The 15,119-nt window shown below is 47.3% G+C and carries 10 protein-coding genes; all 10 read left to right on the top strand.

Annotated features, from left to right (window positions below):
• Positions 1-6 precede the first annotated feature (6 nt).
• The 10 genes from tssM (at position 7) to tssH (ending at position 15,109) form a co-directional block, all read left to right on the top strand.
• On the top strand, positions 7-3,468 hold the full coding sequence (tssM, locus tag L9P87_RS01130; RefSeq protein WP_237442836.1) for a type VI secretion system membrane subunit TssM: 3,462 nt from the start codon (positions 7-9) through the stop codon (positions 3,466-3,468).
• 5 nt (positions 3,469-3,473) lie between these two features.
• Positions 3,474-4,100: a type VI secretion system-associated protein TagF gene (gene tagF, locus L9P87_RS01125; protein WP_237442835.1), complete on the top strand. Its 627-nt coding sequence runs from the start codon at positions 3,474-3,476 to the stop codon at positions 4,098-4,100.
• A gap of 98 nt (positions 4,101-4,198) precedes the next feature.
• Positions 4,199-5,485, top strand: a complete 1,287-nt coding sequence (tssA, locus tag L9P87_RS01120) for a type VI secretion system protein TssA (protein WP_237442834.1) — start codon at positions 4,199-4,201, stop codon at positions 5,483-5,485.
• A gap of 54 nt (positions 5,486-5,539) precedes the next feature.
• Complete coding sequence (tssB, locus tag L9P87_RS01115) at positions 5,540-6,055, top strand: type VI secretion system contractile sheath small subunit (protein WP_237442833.1); 516 nt, start codon at positions 5,540-5,542, stop codon at positions 6,053-6,055.
• Between the two features lies 1 nt (position 6,056).
• Positions 6,057-7,553: a type VI secretion system contractile sheath large subunit gene (tssC, locus tag L9P87_RS01110; protein WP_237442832.1), complete on the top strand. Its 1,497-nt coding sequence runs from the start codon at positions 6,057-6,059 to the stop codon at positions 7,551-7,553.
• 57 nt (positions 7,554-7,610) lie between these two features.
• A complete protein-coding gene (gene tssC / locus L9P87_RS01105) occupies positions 7,611-9,125 on the top strand; it encodes a type VI secretion system contractile sheath large subunit (RefSeq protein WP_237442831.1) in 1,515 nt (504 codons plus the stop codon).
• Between the two features lie 2 nt (positions 9,126-9,127).
• Positions 9,128-9,598 (top strand): type VI secretion system baseplate subunit TssE, encoded by a 471-nt coding sequence (gene tssE, locus L9P87_RS01100; protein WP_237442830.1) that lies wholly within the window; start codon positions 9,128-9,130, stop codon positions 9,596-9,598.
• Positions 9,598-11,418, top strand: a complete 1,821-nt coding sequence (gene tssF / locus L9P87_RS01095; RefSeq protein WP_237442829.1) for a type VI secretion system baseplate subunit TssF — start codon at positions 9,598-9,600, stop codon at positions 11,416-11,418. Before tssE ends, tssF begins: the two co-directional genes overlap by 1 nt.
• Entirely contained in the window at positions 11,382-12,446 is a 1,065-nt protein-coding gene (tssG, locus tag L9P87_RS01090; RefSeq protein WP_354001872.1) for a type VI secretion system baseplate subunit TssG, read from the top strand. The genes tssF and tssG overlap by 37 nt, the downstream gene beginning before the upstream one ends.
• A 26-nt stretch (positions 12,447-12,472) precedes the next feature.
• Positions 12,473-15,109 carry a type VI secretion system ATPase TssH gene (gene tssH / locus L9P87_RS01085; protein ID WP_237442827.1) on the top strand — a complete coding sequence of 879 codons (2,637 nt, stop codon included), beginning with the start codon at positions 12,473-12,475 and terminating at the stop codon, positions 15,107-15,109.
• The last annotated feature ends 10 nt before the right edge of the window (positions 15,110-15,119 follow it).

The following is a 15,119-nucleotide window of genomic DNA, read 5'->3' as shown; positions in this document are numbered from 1 at the left end:
CAATCTATGCGTCAAAAGATAATCAACTTTTTCACACATAAATGGACCCTGGGCATCATCGGGCTGATGGCCTTTGCTTGCGTCATAGGGTTTGGCAGTGATTTCATTAAATTTGGTGAGAACAATACAACTCTTGCGTCCAGCACTCGCTTGCTCATTATCGGTGTTGTCACACTGACTTGGTTTGTCTGGCAGCTCTCTACCTATCTGCTCGAAAGAAAATCTAACAAAGCATTTACCGAAGAGATTCAGGCCGACAATACATCAAATGATGATAACCGCTCAACTGAAGAGCGAAATAATATTAACCAACGTTTCTCTGACGCCCTCAACACCCTTAAAAAGAGAAAATTAAGCAGTAATGCCAAGGGTAAAAGCATCTACCAACTACCCTGGTATATCATTATTGGACCGCCAGGGGCAGGCAAAACAACGGCACTGATTAATTCAGGCTTACAGTTCCCCATGGCCGACGGCGGCATTAAGCCATTATCCGGTGTGGGTGGCACAAAAGACTGTGATTGGTGGTTTAGCAATGAGGCCGTGCTGATTGATACTGCTGGGCGGTTTACCACTCAGGACAGCCATCGAGCCATCGACAACACAGGTTGGCATAGTTTCTTAGCCCTGCTGAAAAAATATCGCCGAAGACGCCCTATTAATGGCGCTATTATCGCAATCAGTATCCAAGACTTGATGGTACAAACAGCCAGCCAGAGAGCCCAAACAGCCCAAGCAATCAAAGCTCGGCTGGAAGAGTTACAGACAAAACTGGGTATCGACTACCCCTGTTACCTCTGCTTTACAAAATGTGACCTCATTGCCGGCTTCAGTGAGTATTTTAGCGATCTTAATCAGCAGCAGCGCGAGCAGGTACTTGGCGTCACCTTTGACGACCAACAAAACACAGCTATTGAGCAGCAGTTTGAACAGCAATACAGTGAAATTCTCACCCGGCTTAACAGCCAGCTGATTAATAAGACACATGCAGAGCGCGACATCGAAAAACGCAGCCTTTTACTCAACTTTCCCGCCAGAATGGAAGACTTATCCGGGGTTTTAAATGAGTTTCTTGCGCAAATAGTTGCAACCAACAACTATAGCCAGACAACACGGCTTCGCGGGGTATATTTCACCAGCGCGACACAGCAGGGACACCCTATTGACCGCATGATGTCCTCTGTCAGCGCCAGTTTTGGTCTCGATCGAGAAGCCCCCAGGCAACTGGCTGCCGCCGGAAAAAGCTTTTTTCTATCAACGCTGTTACAACGGGTTGTATTTCATGAGGCCGAGATAGTTGGCGCCGACAAAAAGGTCGAGCGTACGATCAGCAGCCTAAGGTATCTGAGCTTTGCCTCAATAGCGGTTGTTTTTACCGCCGCAGTAGTCATCTGGTTTGGCAGCATTGGCTTAAACAAATCACAAATTATTACTGTCGACGAACACATCGCCACGGCACAGAACCACTTACCGCAGACTGGCGATAAAACAGCCCTATCAACACTCAATGCCCTCAATAGTTATCGCGCAGCAGCCGATATTTACAACCAACAGAACCACCCTATCATTGCCAACTTTGGCCTCTATGACAACAGCCTAAAGGAGTCAACCAATCGACTCTACCAACAACAACTGAGGCAACTGCTGCTGCCCCGCATTAATCATGCGATGGAGGCGCAACTACTCAGTTTAACGGCTAAAGAAGATGAACTTTTAGATCTGTTTAAAACCTATCTTGGCTTTGTTGAAAACAAGCCTGGCGCCAATGACAGTGTTCAGCAATGGCTGGTTAACCACTGGCAGTCGACCCTCAGTGGAAAAGCCAGCGAGATAGACCAGCTACAAGGACACTTGAGCAACTTATTAGCTCAGCCTAGCCTGAGATATGGCGGCAACCCGCGTGTCATTGCCAGCGCCCGCCGTAAACTTAAGACCACCCCTGCCTCACAACGGCTGTATAGCAATTTAAAAAGCCAATATCGTGATATTAATACCGAGCTGTATTCAAAGATTGGCCCTGATACCCAGCTTGCCTTCAGCCTTAATCAACAGAGCAAGCCCCTAAACCCCTCTTACCTGTTCACCAAGCAGGGTTATAAAGAACTGGATCTTTCCGCCGACTCAGACCTCATCAACAATATGTCGGCGGATAGATGGATATACGGCGACGAAAATATCGATGACTTTACCGATGCAGATAAACAGCGGCTATCGGATGAACTCAAGAAGCTCTATTTCTCCGATTACAATAATACATGGGGCCAATATCTGGACGCTCTTCAACTTCAGCGATTGCGCAATATGTCACAGGCTGTTGAAGCGCTGAATGTGCTTGCCGACCCCATATATTCACCACTGCTCACCAGCCTCGAAACAGCGACCGCCAACACACAGCTTCAGCCGGCCGTTAACAACCCGCTTGAGGGTAAGATGAAGGCCGCGGATAAACTGACAGAGTTAGTCAATAGTAAAATTCAGCCAACACCGGTCGACAATAACTTTAGTAAGTTACAACAACTGACTGTCAGCCAGCGTAATCAACCGGCCAAGATTTCACACTACTTAACAGTCATCGGCAATGTACAGATGTATCTGGCAGAGATAGACAGCGCACCCGATAGACAGCTCGCCTCTTTTGAGGCGGCAAAGGCGCGATATAGCGGCCAGAAGACGCCGCTCAACAAACTGATGATCGAAGCGAGAACAGCTCCACAGCCGGTTAAATCATGGTTAAAACAAATTGCAGATGACAGTTGGAAGATTATTCTAGCGGATGCAAAAAGCCATATTAATCAACTCTGGAAACGGCAGGTTTTTACTAACTACCAACGCTATTTAAGCAATCGCTACCCGCTGTCCAATTCCAGTAATGAAATCCCCATTGATGATTTCAATAGCTATTTCTCACCCAGCGGCATCGAGAAGACATTTGTAACAGAAAACCTATCCGCCTTTATTAACACACAAAAATGGCAAAACAAGGTGATTGATGGGCGCAGCCTTAATATCGCAACCGCCAGTTTGAAACAGTTCAAAAATGCCACAGAAATACGAAATTCGCTATACCAAAAAGGTGATGAAGCCAGTGTAGGGTTTAAGTTAGAGCCGACAAAGCTCGATTCATCGGTTCGCCAATTTGAGGTCTCGATTGGCAACAGCTCTTTGCAGTATTCTCATGGCCCTCGAATCGCCACTCGATTTGACTGGCAAGGTGGTATCGATATGGGTGCACGCATTCACTTTGAAGACCTCAACAATACGGGCAGAAACGAACAATACCAAGGTGATTGGGCTCTATTTAGAATGCTGGATGCGGCGAACATCCGCCCTGGTGCGACACGTAATTACTTTGCGATCACCTTTAACAAGGACGGACGAAAGGCCGACTTCAAACTCACCGCCATCAGCGCAAAAAACCCATTTAACAGATCAACTTTCAACCGCTATCGTTGCCCGGAAAGGTTGTAACCGTTATGAATGCAGGTATTTTTGGCAAGCTGCCATCACACGGGGATTTTGTTGATAGAAACCTGCCCGTTGAGTTTCGCAACAATTGGTGTCAATGGCTGCAACATGTGTTAACCGTAAGCCGTGAAGAGCTACAAGAGCAATGGCTGAACCATTATCTCAACAGTCATAGCTGGCGCTTTGCGCTATCAGAGGGTGTGCTTGACCAAAATGCCTGGGCTGGCGTCATCATTCCCAGTGTCGATTCTGTGGGTCGTTATTTCCCCTTCGCCATTGCTCAACAGCTGGTCAGCAACAATATATATAGCGCAATCAATCAATCGGGCTGGTTCGATGCCATTGAAGCCATCGCTATATCGGCACTGGATCCAAAAAGTTCTATTCAGCAAATAGAGCAAAAATTGATCAGCCAATCACAATCGCTAAACAAAAGATTTGATTTAGTTTCAGACAACAAAGAACACAGACTAAACCAAGACAATAATATTTCGGATTTAACCACCTCTTTATTATATCGGTCGTCAAATATAAAATCCTCTCAATCCATTTGGCACAATAAAGAAAAGCCAGAAAAATCATTCATTTATGATGGACTACCATGTGGATCAACGTTTTCTAAAATGATTATTTAAATATGCCAAAAACAATAAAAAAAAAATTAATTAAAACAGCAATCAACTGCGCTAGAATAATCGACACCAAGCAAACAACAACATGGACGACGGTATAAATGAGCGAGCCCGCTTTAGATTTTGATGCTTTATTACAGCCATTTGATGGCGAATTACCCTGCGGCATCGACATTCGAGATGACCGAGATCCCGCATCTTTTTATTACTCCGTCAAAGATGCACGCAATAACGCGCGAGCAGCAGAAAGAGCCAATCGTTTCGACAGCAGCGATAATGCTGAAATTCTTGAGCTGTGGAAACCCGTATCAACAACAGCCAATAGTATTCTGACGTCAGCAGGCAAAGATATTGAAGTGTGCTGCTGGTATATAGAATCACTGATACGCTTCCATGGTTATCATGGTCTCAGCGAAGGCTTTCAATTACTGAACAAGCTTGTCGAACAATTTTGGGCCGGAATATATCCCCTGCCGGATGAAGACGGCATTGAAACCACCGTCGCTCCTATTACAGGGCTCAACGGTGACGGAGGCGAAGGCACTCTCCTGACGCCTATTAGAAACTGCCCCATCGTTCCCAATGACAGCGATATTGTCTATACCTTTTGGCAATATCATCAAGCAAAAGAAGCCTCACGTATCACTGACGAGGAAGACAAACAAAAGCGTTACGACAGCCTCGGCTACCATCTGGACGATATAGAACAAGCGATTCAAGCCGGCCCGGACGACTTCTATGTCAAGCTTCTCTCTGCCATTGAGAATGCCCTCAGCCAGTTCAACGAACTCAATGCCACACTTAAAGTGCACTGCAAACACGAGACACCTCCCAGCAGCAACATCAAAAACCTTGTCGAAGAGGTGTTACGTACACTACGTTTTGCCACCAAAGAAAAACTATCGCATCTAGATGAAAACAAGGATGACGCTGAAGAACCCTCAAGCCCCGAGGCTGATAGTTCGCAGGCAACAACAATAGCCAGCAGCTCTACCAAACACCCATCTGTGACAGATGACATCGTAACCCGTGAGCAAGCATTAATTGTGCTAAAGAAAGCCGCCGATTTTTTCCGTCTTTATGAGCCACACACACCCATCGCCTCGACCATAGACAGAGCGATTAAGTGGGGCCGCCTACCTGTAGCTCAGTTGATGATGGAACTCATGCCCGATGATAATGCCAGGGCTATGTACTCACAGTTGACAGGCGTAAAACTCGATGGTACTGCAACCGACAAATATGTTACCTACAACAAAGATATTACAGCAGCACCGCAAGAAACGCCGGAGGCCGTAGCGGCTGCCGACGAACCCGCACCAGCAGAGCCTGCCGACACTGCATGGGGTGAACCCGCAGCAGATACCGAAAGCAGTGGCGGCTGGTAATAGCCGCATCAGGATTATCATTAAATAACGTGGAATAACCACAAGGAGACTAAAATGTCTGAAAGCATTCATGACAAGTTAAAGCGCGTTCGTAAGCCACGTGTTCACATTACCTATGACGTAGAAACCAATGGCGCGGAAGTGAAAAAAGAACTGCCTTTTGTTGTCGGCGTCATGGGCGATTATTCCGGCGATAATACGGCGAACAAAAAATCATTGAAAGACCGCAAGTTCGTTCAAATTGATCGCGACAATTTCAATGATGCGATGGCCAAGGTTAACCCAAAGCTTGAAATGAAAGTCGAGAATACGCTGGCCGATGATAATAGTGAGATGGCTGTCGACCTAGATTTTCAGAACATGAACGATTTCACCCCTGAAAACGTCGTGCAGCAGGTAGAGCCTCTCAAGCAACTGTTGGATGCGCGCAACAAACTTCGCGACTTGATGAGTAAGGCAGACCGCTCTGAAGAGCTTGAAGAACTTCTTGAAGACATCCTGAAGAACACTGACAAAGTGACAGAGATTTCTCAACAACTAGGCCTCGATGGCGAAAGTGGGGACGAGTAAAATGAGTGCAGAACTTGAAAATCAAGTCGCAGCAGAAGCGGCACCGGCGACCGAAGAATCAGTCAACTTACTTGAGCAAGCGATTGGCGCCACCCGCCAAACGAAAAGAGAAGATGCTCAAGATCTTCTCAACAACCTGACCGAGCAGGTTCTCAAAGGGACAGTCACTTGGGATAGAAACCTGACCAAAACTATTAGCAGTGCAGTTGATGCCATTGACGAGGCTATTTCTAAGCAACTTGCGGCTGTCATGCACAATGATAAATTCCAAAAGTTAGAAGGCTCATGGCGCGGCCTCAACCACCTGGTAATGAACAGTGAAACCAGTGCCACGCTGAAGATTCGTATGCTTAATCTCAGCAAGAAAGAGCTGTTCAAAGATATGGATAAGGCGGTTGAGTTCGACCAGAGCCAAACCTTTAAGAAAGTCTACGAAGAAGAATTTGGTATCGCTGGTGGCGAACCGTTTGGCGCTATGATTGGTGATTTCGAGTTCACCAACCACCCTGAAGACATCGATCTGCTGAGCAATATGTCCAATGTTGCCGCCGCTGGTTTTTGTCCGTTTATCTCCTCAGCTGGCCCCGAGTTCTTCGGTTTCGATGAATTCACCGAGCTATCAAAACCCCGTGATCTAGGCCAGATTTTTGAATCACAAGAGTATATTAAATGGCGCAGCTTCAGAGACAGCGATGACTCACGCTTTGTCACACTGACTATGCCGAGAGTGTTATCGCGTCTACCCTACGGCGAGCAAACCAAGCCGGTTGAAGCATTTAATTACGAAGAGTTCCCCCTCGATGGCTCTGGCATGTCTGTGGCAGTCGAACATGATGACTACTGCTGGATGAATGCTGCCTATGTTATGGGAACCACGCTGACCAAGGCCTTCGCTGAAAACTCCTGGTGTACCGCCATACGTGGTGCTGAAGGCGGCGGTAAAGTAGAAGGCCTGCCCAGCCACATCTTTAAAAGTGATGATGGTGATACCGATCAGAAATGCCCTACCGAGATAGGCATTACTGACCGTCGCGAGGCTGAATTAAGCAATGAAGGCTTTCTGCCTCTGTGCCACTATAAGAATACTGATTACTCCGTTTTCTTTGGTGCTCAAACCTCGCAATCACCCTCAATCTATGACGACCCAGATGCGACAGCCAATGCCAGTATTTCAGCACGCCTACCGTATATCATGGCAACTGCTCGTATTGCCCACTATCTCAAGGTGATGGCGCGCGACAAGATTGGTTCGTTCATGGAGGCAAAGGACGCCGAACGTTGGTTGAATAAGTGGATATCGAACTACACCAACTCCAACCCTGAAGCCAGCGCCGAGATGAAGGCCAAGTATCCTCTTGCCGAAGCACGCGTAGAAGTCAGAGAGAACCCTGGTGCCCCCGGTTCATACAGTGCAATTGCCTACTTGCGCCCGTGGTTACAAATGGAAGAGTTAACAACATCATTACGTATGGTTGCTAACATTCCTTCTCAGGGATAATTAGTCGCGCGGGCTTATTAGCAGTAATAAGCCTGCCTGCCATGAGAATATTATTGCATGTCCAAGCTTGCCACTACCGACGAACAAACGATTGAGCAGAGCTGCATTCAGGCCAGCACAGATAACGACCAATATTGTATCGACAACCTATTCTTCTCTCGCGCAGAGCTTACTGCCGATTTAGAGAGGACGCTCAGTGTTTGGCTTGATAACCAGTTTTGTCAGGCATACATTGAGGATACCAATATATTCATCTGGCTTAGCCAACAAATAAGCATTATCGATGAGCTCATTGAGGACCAACTCAATGCGATTATTCACCACAAAAAATTCCAAAAACTGGAGGCCAGTTGGCTGTCCCTTTGGTATTTGACCGACTGCAGCGGCAAGCACCCATCAATTAAAATCCGTTTTCTAGACGCATGCTGGCGCACCATCACAAAAGACCAACAGCGAGCCTCTGAGGCAGAATTGAGCGCACTATTCGCCCTTGTTTATAGTGCAGAATTTGGCATTGCTGGCGGCGAACCGTTCAGTGTACTGATCGGCGACTACCAAGTCAGCCATATCAGTAGTACCGACCATCCCTATGATGATGTCCACACGTTAAACGGCATCGCTCAAGTAGCGGCGGCATCTTTTGCCCCCTTTATCTGTGCTGCCCATCCATCGCTGTTCGGTGTCGATCATTTTGAACAACTCAATATATCGATTGATTTTGAGCGCGTATTTCAGGGCAAAGAATATATACGTTGGCAATCACTCAGGAATAAGGCTGACTCAAAATTTTTGGCCATTACACTGCCAAATATTTTACTCCGCCAGCCAGCTCATCAAACAGCCAATAGCAGCCTTAATTTCTCGGAATCAGTCTCGGCCAGCCACAGTGAGCATTATCTTTGGGGCAACAGCGCCTTCGCCTTGGCGACCGTGTTAATCCGTGAGTTCAAAGATGTTGGTTGGTTTTCTCATATTAGGGGAGTACCCCGTGACCAGTATGGCGGCGGGTTGGTAACAGCATTTGCCGCCAATCAGAGTGAGGCGATAAAAACCAATAAGATTCTAACATCGACTCTGATAACAGATGCCATGGACAGAGAGTTGTCAAATCTTGGCTTCCTGCCACTTTGCAGCTGCTATGACACACCTTTTGCAGCGTTTTATAGCGCCTCCACCGTACACAAGGCCAAGGTATACAGCAGTAAATCGGCCAGTGCTAATGAACGAATCAGTGCCATGCTACAACAACTGCTCTGCGCCAGCCGCTTCGCTCACTATATAAAGGTCATGATACGCGACAAGGTCGGCTCATTTTTCTCGGCCAATGATTGCGAGAGGCAACTGCAAGCCTGGCTCAACCAATACGCCACCGGTGGCGACAACCTGAAATGGGAAACAATGGCGAAATATCCGCTAAACGAAGCCCGTGTCCGAGTCAGTGATAAAGCAGGCAGCAGTGGTGTTTATCAATGTGCCATCCATCTAAAGCCCCATTATATTGTCGACCAATTGGTTTCAGAGTTAACACTCACCACAGAGATTAACAGCCTCGGCATGACGACAAGTAGCTAATCATGAATCATCAAAACAAGAAAATCACCAGCCCAATATTAAGCCGTCTAACCGGTGAAAATAATGGCATGCCATCATCTAATATGCTGCTGCAAACATTGAGAGAAAGTGTTCGCTATGATCTCGAGTGTCTATTAAACACTCGTTATCGCTGTGTCTCCGCCGGGCAACAACATACCAATCTGCAGTCATCTCTGATCAATTATGGCCTACCGGATCTCTCCACCATCAACCTCAGCAATCATCTTGGTCGCAATGCTTTTTGTCGCCAAATAGAACAAACAATAACGAAATTTGACCCGCGGATTAGACGCGTCAAAGTCACCACCGAAAGCAATATTGACACTGACGACCCAACCATCCGCTTTCGTGTTGAGGCAAAGCTTTTTGCCAATCCCGCGCCGGAAACCATTGTCTTTGATTCGAGCCTAAATCCAGTTACTCAATTAGTTGCTGTTAACGAGGTGTTTTAGTGAGCGACAAACTACTACCATTCTACGAACGCGAACTTGCTTTTATACAGCAAACCGCTGGTGATTTCTCCAAACGACACCCCACAGTTGCCAGCAGCCTGACCCTGGACAGCGACACTGTAGACGATCCGTTAGTGGCCAAAATGCTCTCCGGAGTTGCCTACTTGAATGCCAGAGTACAGCAGCAGCTCAGTGATGATTTCCCCCAGGTTGCCGATGCCTTAATGGGCAGTCTTTACCCTCATTATCAGCGCCCGATCCCCCCCTCGGCCATTATCCAGCACCAGCCGCCACAGGATTTACAAGAAATACAAACCGTGCCAGCGGGCAGCGAGGTTGAAACACATGAGTTCGATGGCAACAGCTGTCGCTTCAGAACAGGTTATAACAGCACTATTGCACCCTACAAAGTCAGTCATGCCAGCCTGCAATCACGTCCGTTTCATGCGCCCGCCAGCGACCAAATCTACGGTGCTTCCAGCGTATTATCTATCTCGTTAGAAACTCTGAACAGTGATTGTAATCTCTACGAAGCAATGGATAACCAGCTCAGATTTTTTCTCAAGGGGCAGAGCCAGCAAAGTCATCAACTCTACGATTTAATCTTAACCAAAGCCGTTAAGGTCGTGATAGCACACAGTAATACCGATGACGAGCCAATCATTTTAGAGGCCGAGATATTACAACAGGCCGGACTCGACATTGCTGATAATATCCTGCCCTACCCCGATAATGTCTTTAGCGGTTATCGGCTACTGACAGAATATTTTTGCTTCCCGGATCGATTCTTGTTCTTTGAGATGAACGGCATTGCCGATAAATTGACCAAGAACTATCGCAATACGATCAATCTCTATATTTATTTAACAGAGTCAGACATTGAGTTAGAGCATCAGTTCTCTGATCAAAATCTGGCACTCAATTGTACTCCTGTCATTAACCTGTTTGAGCAACGCGCAGAGCCTATCAGCTTAAAACATCAGAGCTTTAACTACCCGTTATCGGCAGACAACCGTCAGCGTAGTCACTTAGAGATTTTCAGCATTGACAGTGTTCACGCCAGCAACCATCTTGGTGATTCGACACAATATCTACCCTTTTATAGCGCCAAGCATTTCCAAAGCGAGCAGCGAACCTATTGGCATGCCAATCGAGTCGATGTATTTGAAGGCCAGCATGGCAACGAGGAAGCCACCGATATTGAGCTAAATTTTGTTGACCTTTCATTCAACCCTCATCACAGCAACGATCAGCTAGTGAGCAGTACAATCACCTGTTTTAATCGTAATACCGTTAAAAAACTGCCTAACTCATCCGGTCAGCCTCATTTCAAGTTTGTCGATATCGATGCCGCCGCTGAATCAATACAGTGCATCACCACCTTCACACCGACTTATAGACCCGCTCGTCAAGAGCGCGGATATTGGCGCTTATTTTCACACTTAAATTTAAATCATCTGTCTCTCAATGATAAGACCGGTGAGGCACTGCGCGAAATACTCAGCCTTTACAATTTCAGTGACAGTGCCAGCACCCGCAATATTATTAAATCAATCGTGTCACTGTATACGCGCCCCTATACCGCACCTATTACCATCGACGGTACAACAGCCATGTGCCGCGGCACAGAGGTAACACTGACACTCAATAAGCAAATGCTGCAGGGCACCAGTATTTTAATCTTTACATCCGTGCTAGAGCGCTTCTTAGCACTATATTGTTCGATTAATTCATTTTCTAAGCTCGTTGTGAAATTCAGCGATACTAATAAGGAGTTTAAACAATGGCCACCTCGCGCAGGAGAAAAAGCCCTGCTTTGATGGCGAGGCTTGCAAGAGAACCCTTTAAATTTGAATTCTTCCAAGCGGTTCGGCTACTTGAAAGAGCGGGGATGTCAGCTAACAATGGTACTAGTTTGGTCGCCGAAGGTGCGCCACCGTCTAAAGAGGTTGTTCGCTTTAGCAGCCGGAGTCAGTTGACCTTTAACGCTGCGGATATACAAAAGATTGGGCCATCAAAGTCTCGGCCAGAACAGTACTCAATGGAGGTTAATTTTACCGGTTTGGCTGGCAGCCAAGGCGTTCTTCCACATTATTTAAGTGAAATCATCCAACTTCGCCAGCGCGAGAAAGACAGTGCATTCAAGGATTATCTTGATATTTTCAACCATAGAAATGTCTCACTGTTATATAAGTCCTGGCAGAAGCACCGCCTTCCTGCTGCGGTAGAGCGACATCACCTGGCCAATCAAAAAGGCCTTGATATTTATAGTGACATTTTGTGCTCACTGGCGGGTTTTAATCAGAATCAACAACACCTGTGGCCGTTGTCAGCAGACAGTGTTGCCGGTGTTTCCGGTTTGCTTGCCAGAACAACAATGACCGCCGACAGCCTGGCAGCCATGATCAAACATCAATTCGGTCTGACGGTCTCCGTTGAGCAGTTTATTGGGCAGTGGCAATCGATAGACCCCCGCGTTCAAACAAGGCTGCCATCCGCTGACTGTGTCAACGGGTTAAATAATCAACTCGGTAAGAATGTCGTCATTGGCTCAAACAGCTGGCAGCTACAGAATCGATTCAGAGTACATGTCGAGCCATTAGATTATCAACGTCAAATGCAACTGACACCGGGCAGCGCAGAGATGAAGCAACTCACCGCAATGATCAAACTTGCAGCCGGTGTTGATTTAGATTTCGACATCTCTATTACTGTTGATCAAACAACCATCCAGTCTGCCCAGCTGATCGACAAAAAATACCGCCCTATTCTCGGCTGGAACACCCACCTCAGCCAGCATGATGACGGCAACAAAAAAGTTACCAACGTTCTGATCTCCCCTCAATAAATCAATATCTAAAGGATTAGCATCATATGATGAGTGTAAATTTAAAGTCGCTGGTTGATAAAATGACACCAACGCTTAGGCAAAGCCTCGAGGGCGCCGCCGGGCTTTGCCTCTCACAAACCCAATATAACGTCGAGCTTGAACACTGGGTTGCTAAGCTTTTGGAGCAGCAAGACTCTGACCTATATTTACTGCTCGAGAAACATGAGATCAATCTTGAGCGTCTTAACAAGCAACTGATCACCGCGATCAGTCGCTTTAAATCCGGTTCATCTCGGCCTGCAGCACTCTCTCCCGATGTCGTCACCGCCAGCAAGAATGCCTGGCTGCTCACCTCTGTTGAGTACCAACAACACATTATTACCAGCGGCCATTTACTCGCCGCCGTATTACTTGACGAGCAACAGCGCCGACAGCTGTGTGAAAACTGTCCAGCCTTGCGAGAGTTAGCAGCAGAGTCCCTGCGTAACACTGCCGGAGCTATTTTTGGCCAAACAGCAGAGACTGCAAACCTAAGCCCTGCCCTGTCAGCGGATACCGACCCGGCTAAGCAAACGGCTAAGGCAAGCAAGTCTCCCTCACTGGATAAATACACTGTCAACCTGACTGAAAAAGCAGTCAACGGTGAAATCGACCCGGTATTAGGGCGCGATGAAGAAATCCGTCAATGCATCGATATTCTCACCCGGCGACGTCAGAACAACCCGATAATGACCGGTGAAGCAGGTGTTGGTAAAACGGCGGTGGTTGAGGGTTTTGCTCTAAAAATCAGCCAGGGTGATGTGCCTCCTCCGCTGCGCAATGTTGCGCTCAGAACGCTGGACTTAGGGTTGTTACAGGCTGGGGCCTCGGTTAAAGGTGAGTTCGAGAACCGATTAAAATCCGTTATTGATGAGGTTAAGGCTTCACCTACACCAATTATTTTATTCATCGACGAAGCCCACACAATGATTGGAGCGGGCGGCAAAGAGGGACAAGGTGATGCCGCCAATTTATTAAAACCCGCTCTTGCCAGGGGTGAGCTGCGAACGATTGCTGCGACTACCTGGGCTGAATATAAGAAATACTTTGAACGGGACCCAGCGCTGACACGCCGCTTTCAGGTGGTAAAAGTCGAAGAGCCCGATGAAGAAAAAGCAATCAATATGATGCGTGGTATAGCCGAGACTTTGCAGCAACACCATAACGTTAGAATACTCGACGAAGCGATTGTCGCCTCTGTACAGCTATCCCATCGTTACATCCCTGCTCGCCAGTTACCGGATAAATCTGTCAGCCTACTGGATACCGCCTGCGCCCGAGTTGCGTTGAGTCAAAATTCTACCCCCGCATTGATTGAAGACGCCACAAGACGGATAGAAACCGCCGAGCGAACACAACAACGGTTAGCCAGAGAAAATGCAGCGACATCAGAGCATCAAGAACAGCTGACAGAGCTTGATGACGAGATCTCAGCGGCCCAGCAATTATTCACAGAATTAACCGATCAATTATCCCGCGAGCGAGCCATCATTGACTCAATTGATGGTTTACGGACTGAGATAGAACAACAATTTGACCTCGGCAATGCCATGCCTGAGTTACAGCAGCAACTACAACAACTGAACAGCGAGCTAGAGGACATTCAGCAGCAGCGCCCGTTAAGCAACGCCAATGTAGATAAACAGGCCATTGCCGATGTTATTGCTAACTGGACCGGCATCCCCATCGGCAAGATGGTTGGTGACGAGATTACCGCTATTGAGACACTGGCAGACACACTAGGCCATAGAGTGATTGGTCAGCCCCATGCGTTAGAAGCCGTGGCCCAGGCTGTAAGAACAAACCGAGCCGGCCTCACCGATCCCCGCAAGCCCGTCGGCGTGTTTCTATTTGCCGGCACCAGTGGCGTCGGTAAAACCGAGACAGCACTGGCATTAGCCGATACGCTTTACGGCGGTGAAAATAATATTACCACCATCAATATGTCTGAATTCAAAGAGGAGCACAAAATATCGATGCTACTCGGTTCTCCACCAGGCTATGTCGGATTTGGAGAAGGCGGCGTGCTGACTGAAGCGGCCAGGCGTAAGCCTTATTCTGTGATTTTGTTAGATGAAATGGAAAAGGCCCATCCAGGTGTACAGGATATTTTCTATAACTTATTCGATAAGGGCACCATAAAAGACGGCGAAGGGCGCGATATAGACTTTAAAAACACCCTGATTATTATGACCTCAAACGCTGGCGAAGACGCTATCAAGGCCATTTTTAACCAGGTAGAAGAGAAACCAGAACCCGATGTCTTGGTCGACAATATTCGGCCGTACCTACTGCAATGCTTCAAGCCAGCATTCCTAGGTCGCGCCAATGTCATCGCCTATTACCCGCTGGACGATGAAAATCTTATCGAGATTGCCAAGATCAATATGGGCAAGATTGAAAACAGGGTCAAAAGTCATTACGGCGCAGAGTTTAGCTATGACGAGGATAGCCTGCTACAAATAGTCGCCCGTTGTCAGGAGGCCGATACCGGGGCGAGGAATATAGAAAATATTCTGAATAAAACCATACTGCCGCAACTGGCCAGCGAATGCCTACAAAAACTCGCTCAGGAAGAGCCAATCAGTAACATTCACATCAGTACCACAGAGGATGGTGAGTTTGGTTATGTAATCAGCTAGAACCGTCAAT

It is taken from the genome of Sinobacterium norvegicum, assembly GCF_923077115.1.
Taxonomy (GTDB): domain Bacteria; phylum Pseudomonadota; class Gammaproteobacteria; order Pseudomonadales; family Sinobacteriaceae; genus Sinobacterium; species Sinobacterium norvegicum.
Note: the sequence above shows the minus strand (reverse complement) of the source record. Positions and strands in the feature narration are given on the sequence as shown.

Excerpts from the sequence above, each read along its gene's own strand:
- tssC (WP_237442832.1), top strand. The coding sequence starts at position 6,057 with ATGAGTGCAGAACTTGAAAATCAAGTCGCAGCAGAAGCGGCACCGGCG.
- tssM (WP_237442836.1), top strand. The coding sequence starts at position 7 with ATGCGTCAAAAGATAATCAACTTTTTCACACATAAATGGACCCTGGGC.
- tssH (WP_237442827.1), top strand. The coding sequence starts at position 12,473 with ATGATGAGTGTAAATTTAAAGTCGCTGGTTGATAAAATGACACCAACG.
- tagF (WP_237442835.1), top strand. The coding sequence starts at position 3,474 with ATGAATGCAGGTATTTTTGGCAAGCTGCCATCACACGGGGATTTTGTT.
- tssG (WP_354001872.1), top strand. The coding sequence starts at position 11,382 with ATGGCCACCTCGCGCAGGAGAAAAAGCCCTGCTTTGATGGCGAGGCTT.
- tssE (WP_237442830.1), top strand. The coding sequence starts at position 9,128 with ATGAATCATCAAAACAAGAAAATCACCAGCCCAATATTAAGCCGTCTA.
- tssC (WP_237442831.1), top strand. The coding sequence starts at position 7,611 with ATGTCCAAGCTTGCCACTACCGACGAACAAACGATTGAGCAGAGCTGC.
- tssB (WP_237442833.1), top strand. The coding sequence starts at position 5,540 with ATGTCTGAAAGCATTCATGACAAGTTAAAGCGCGTTCGTAAGCCACGT.
- tssA (WP_237442834.1), top strand. The coding sequence starts at position 4,199 with ATGAGCGAGCCCGCTTTAGATTTTGATGCTTTATTACAGCCATTTGAT.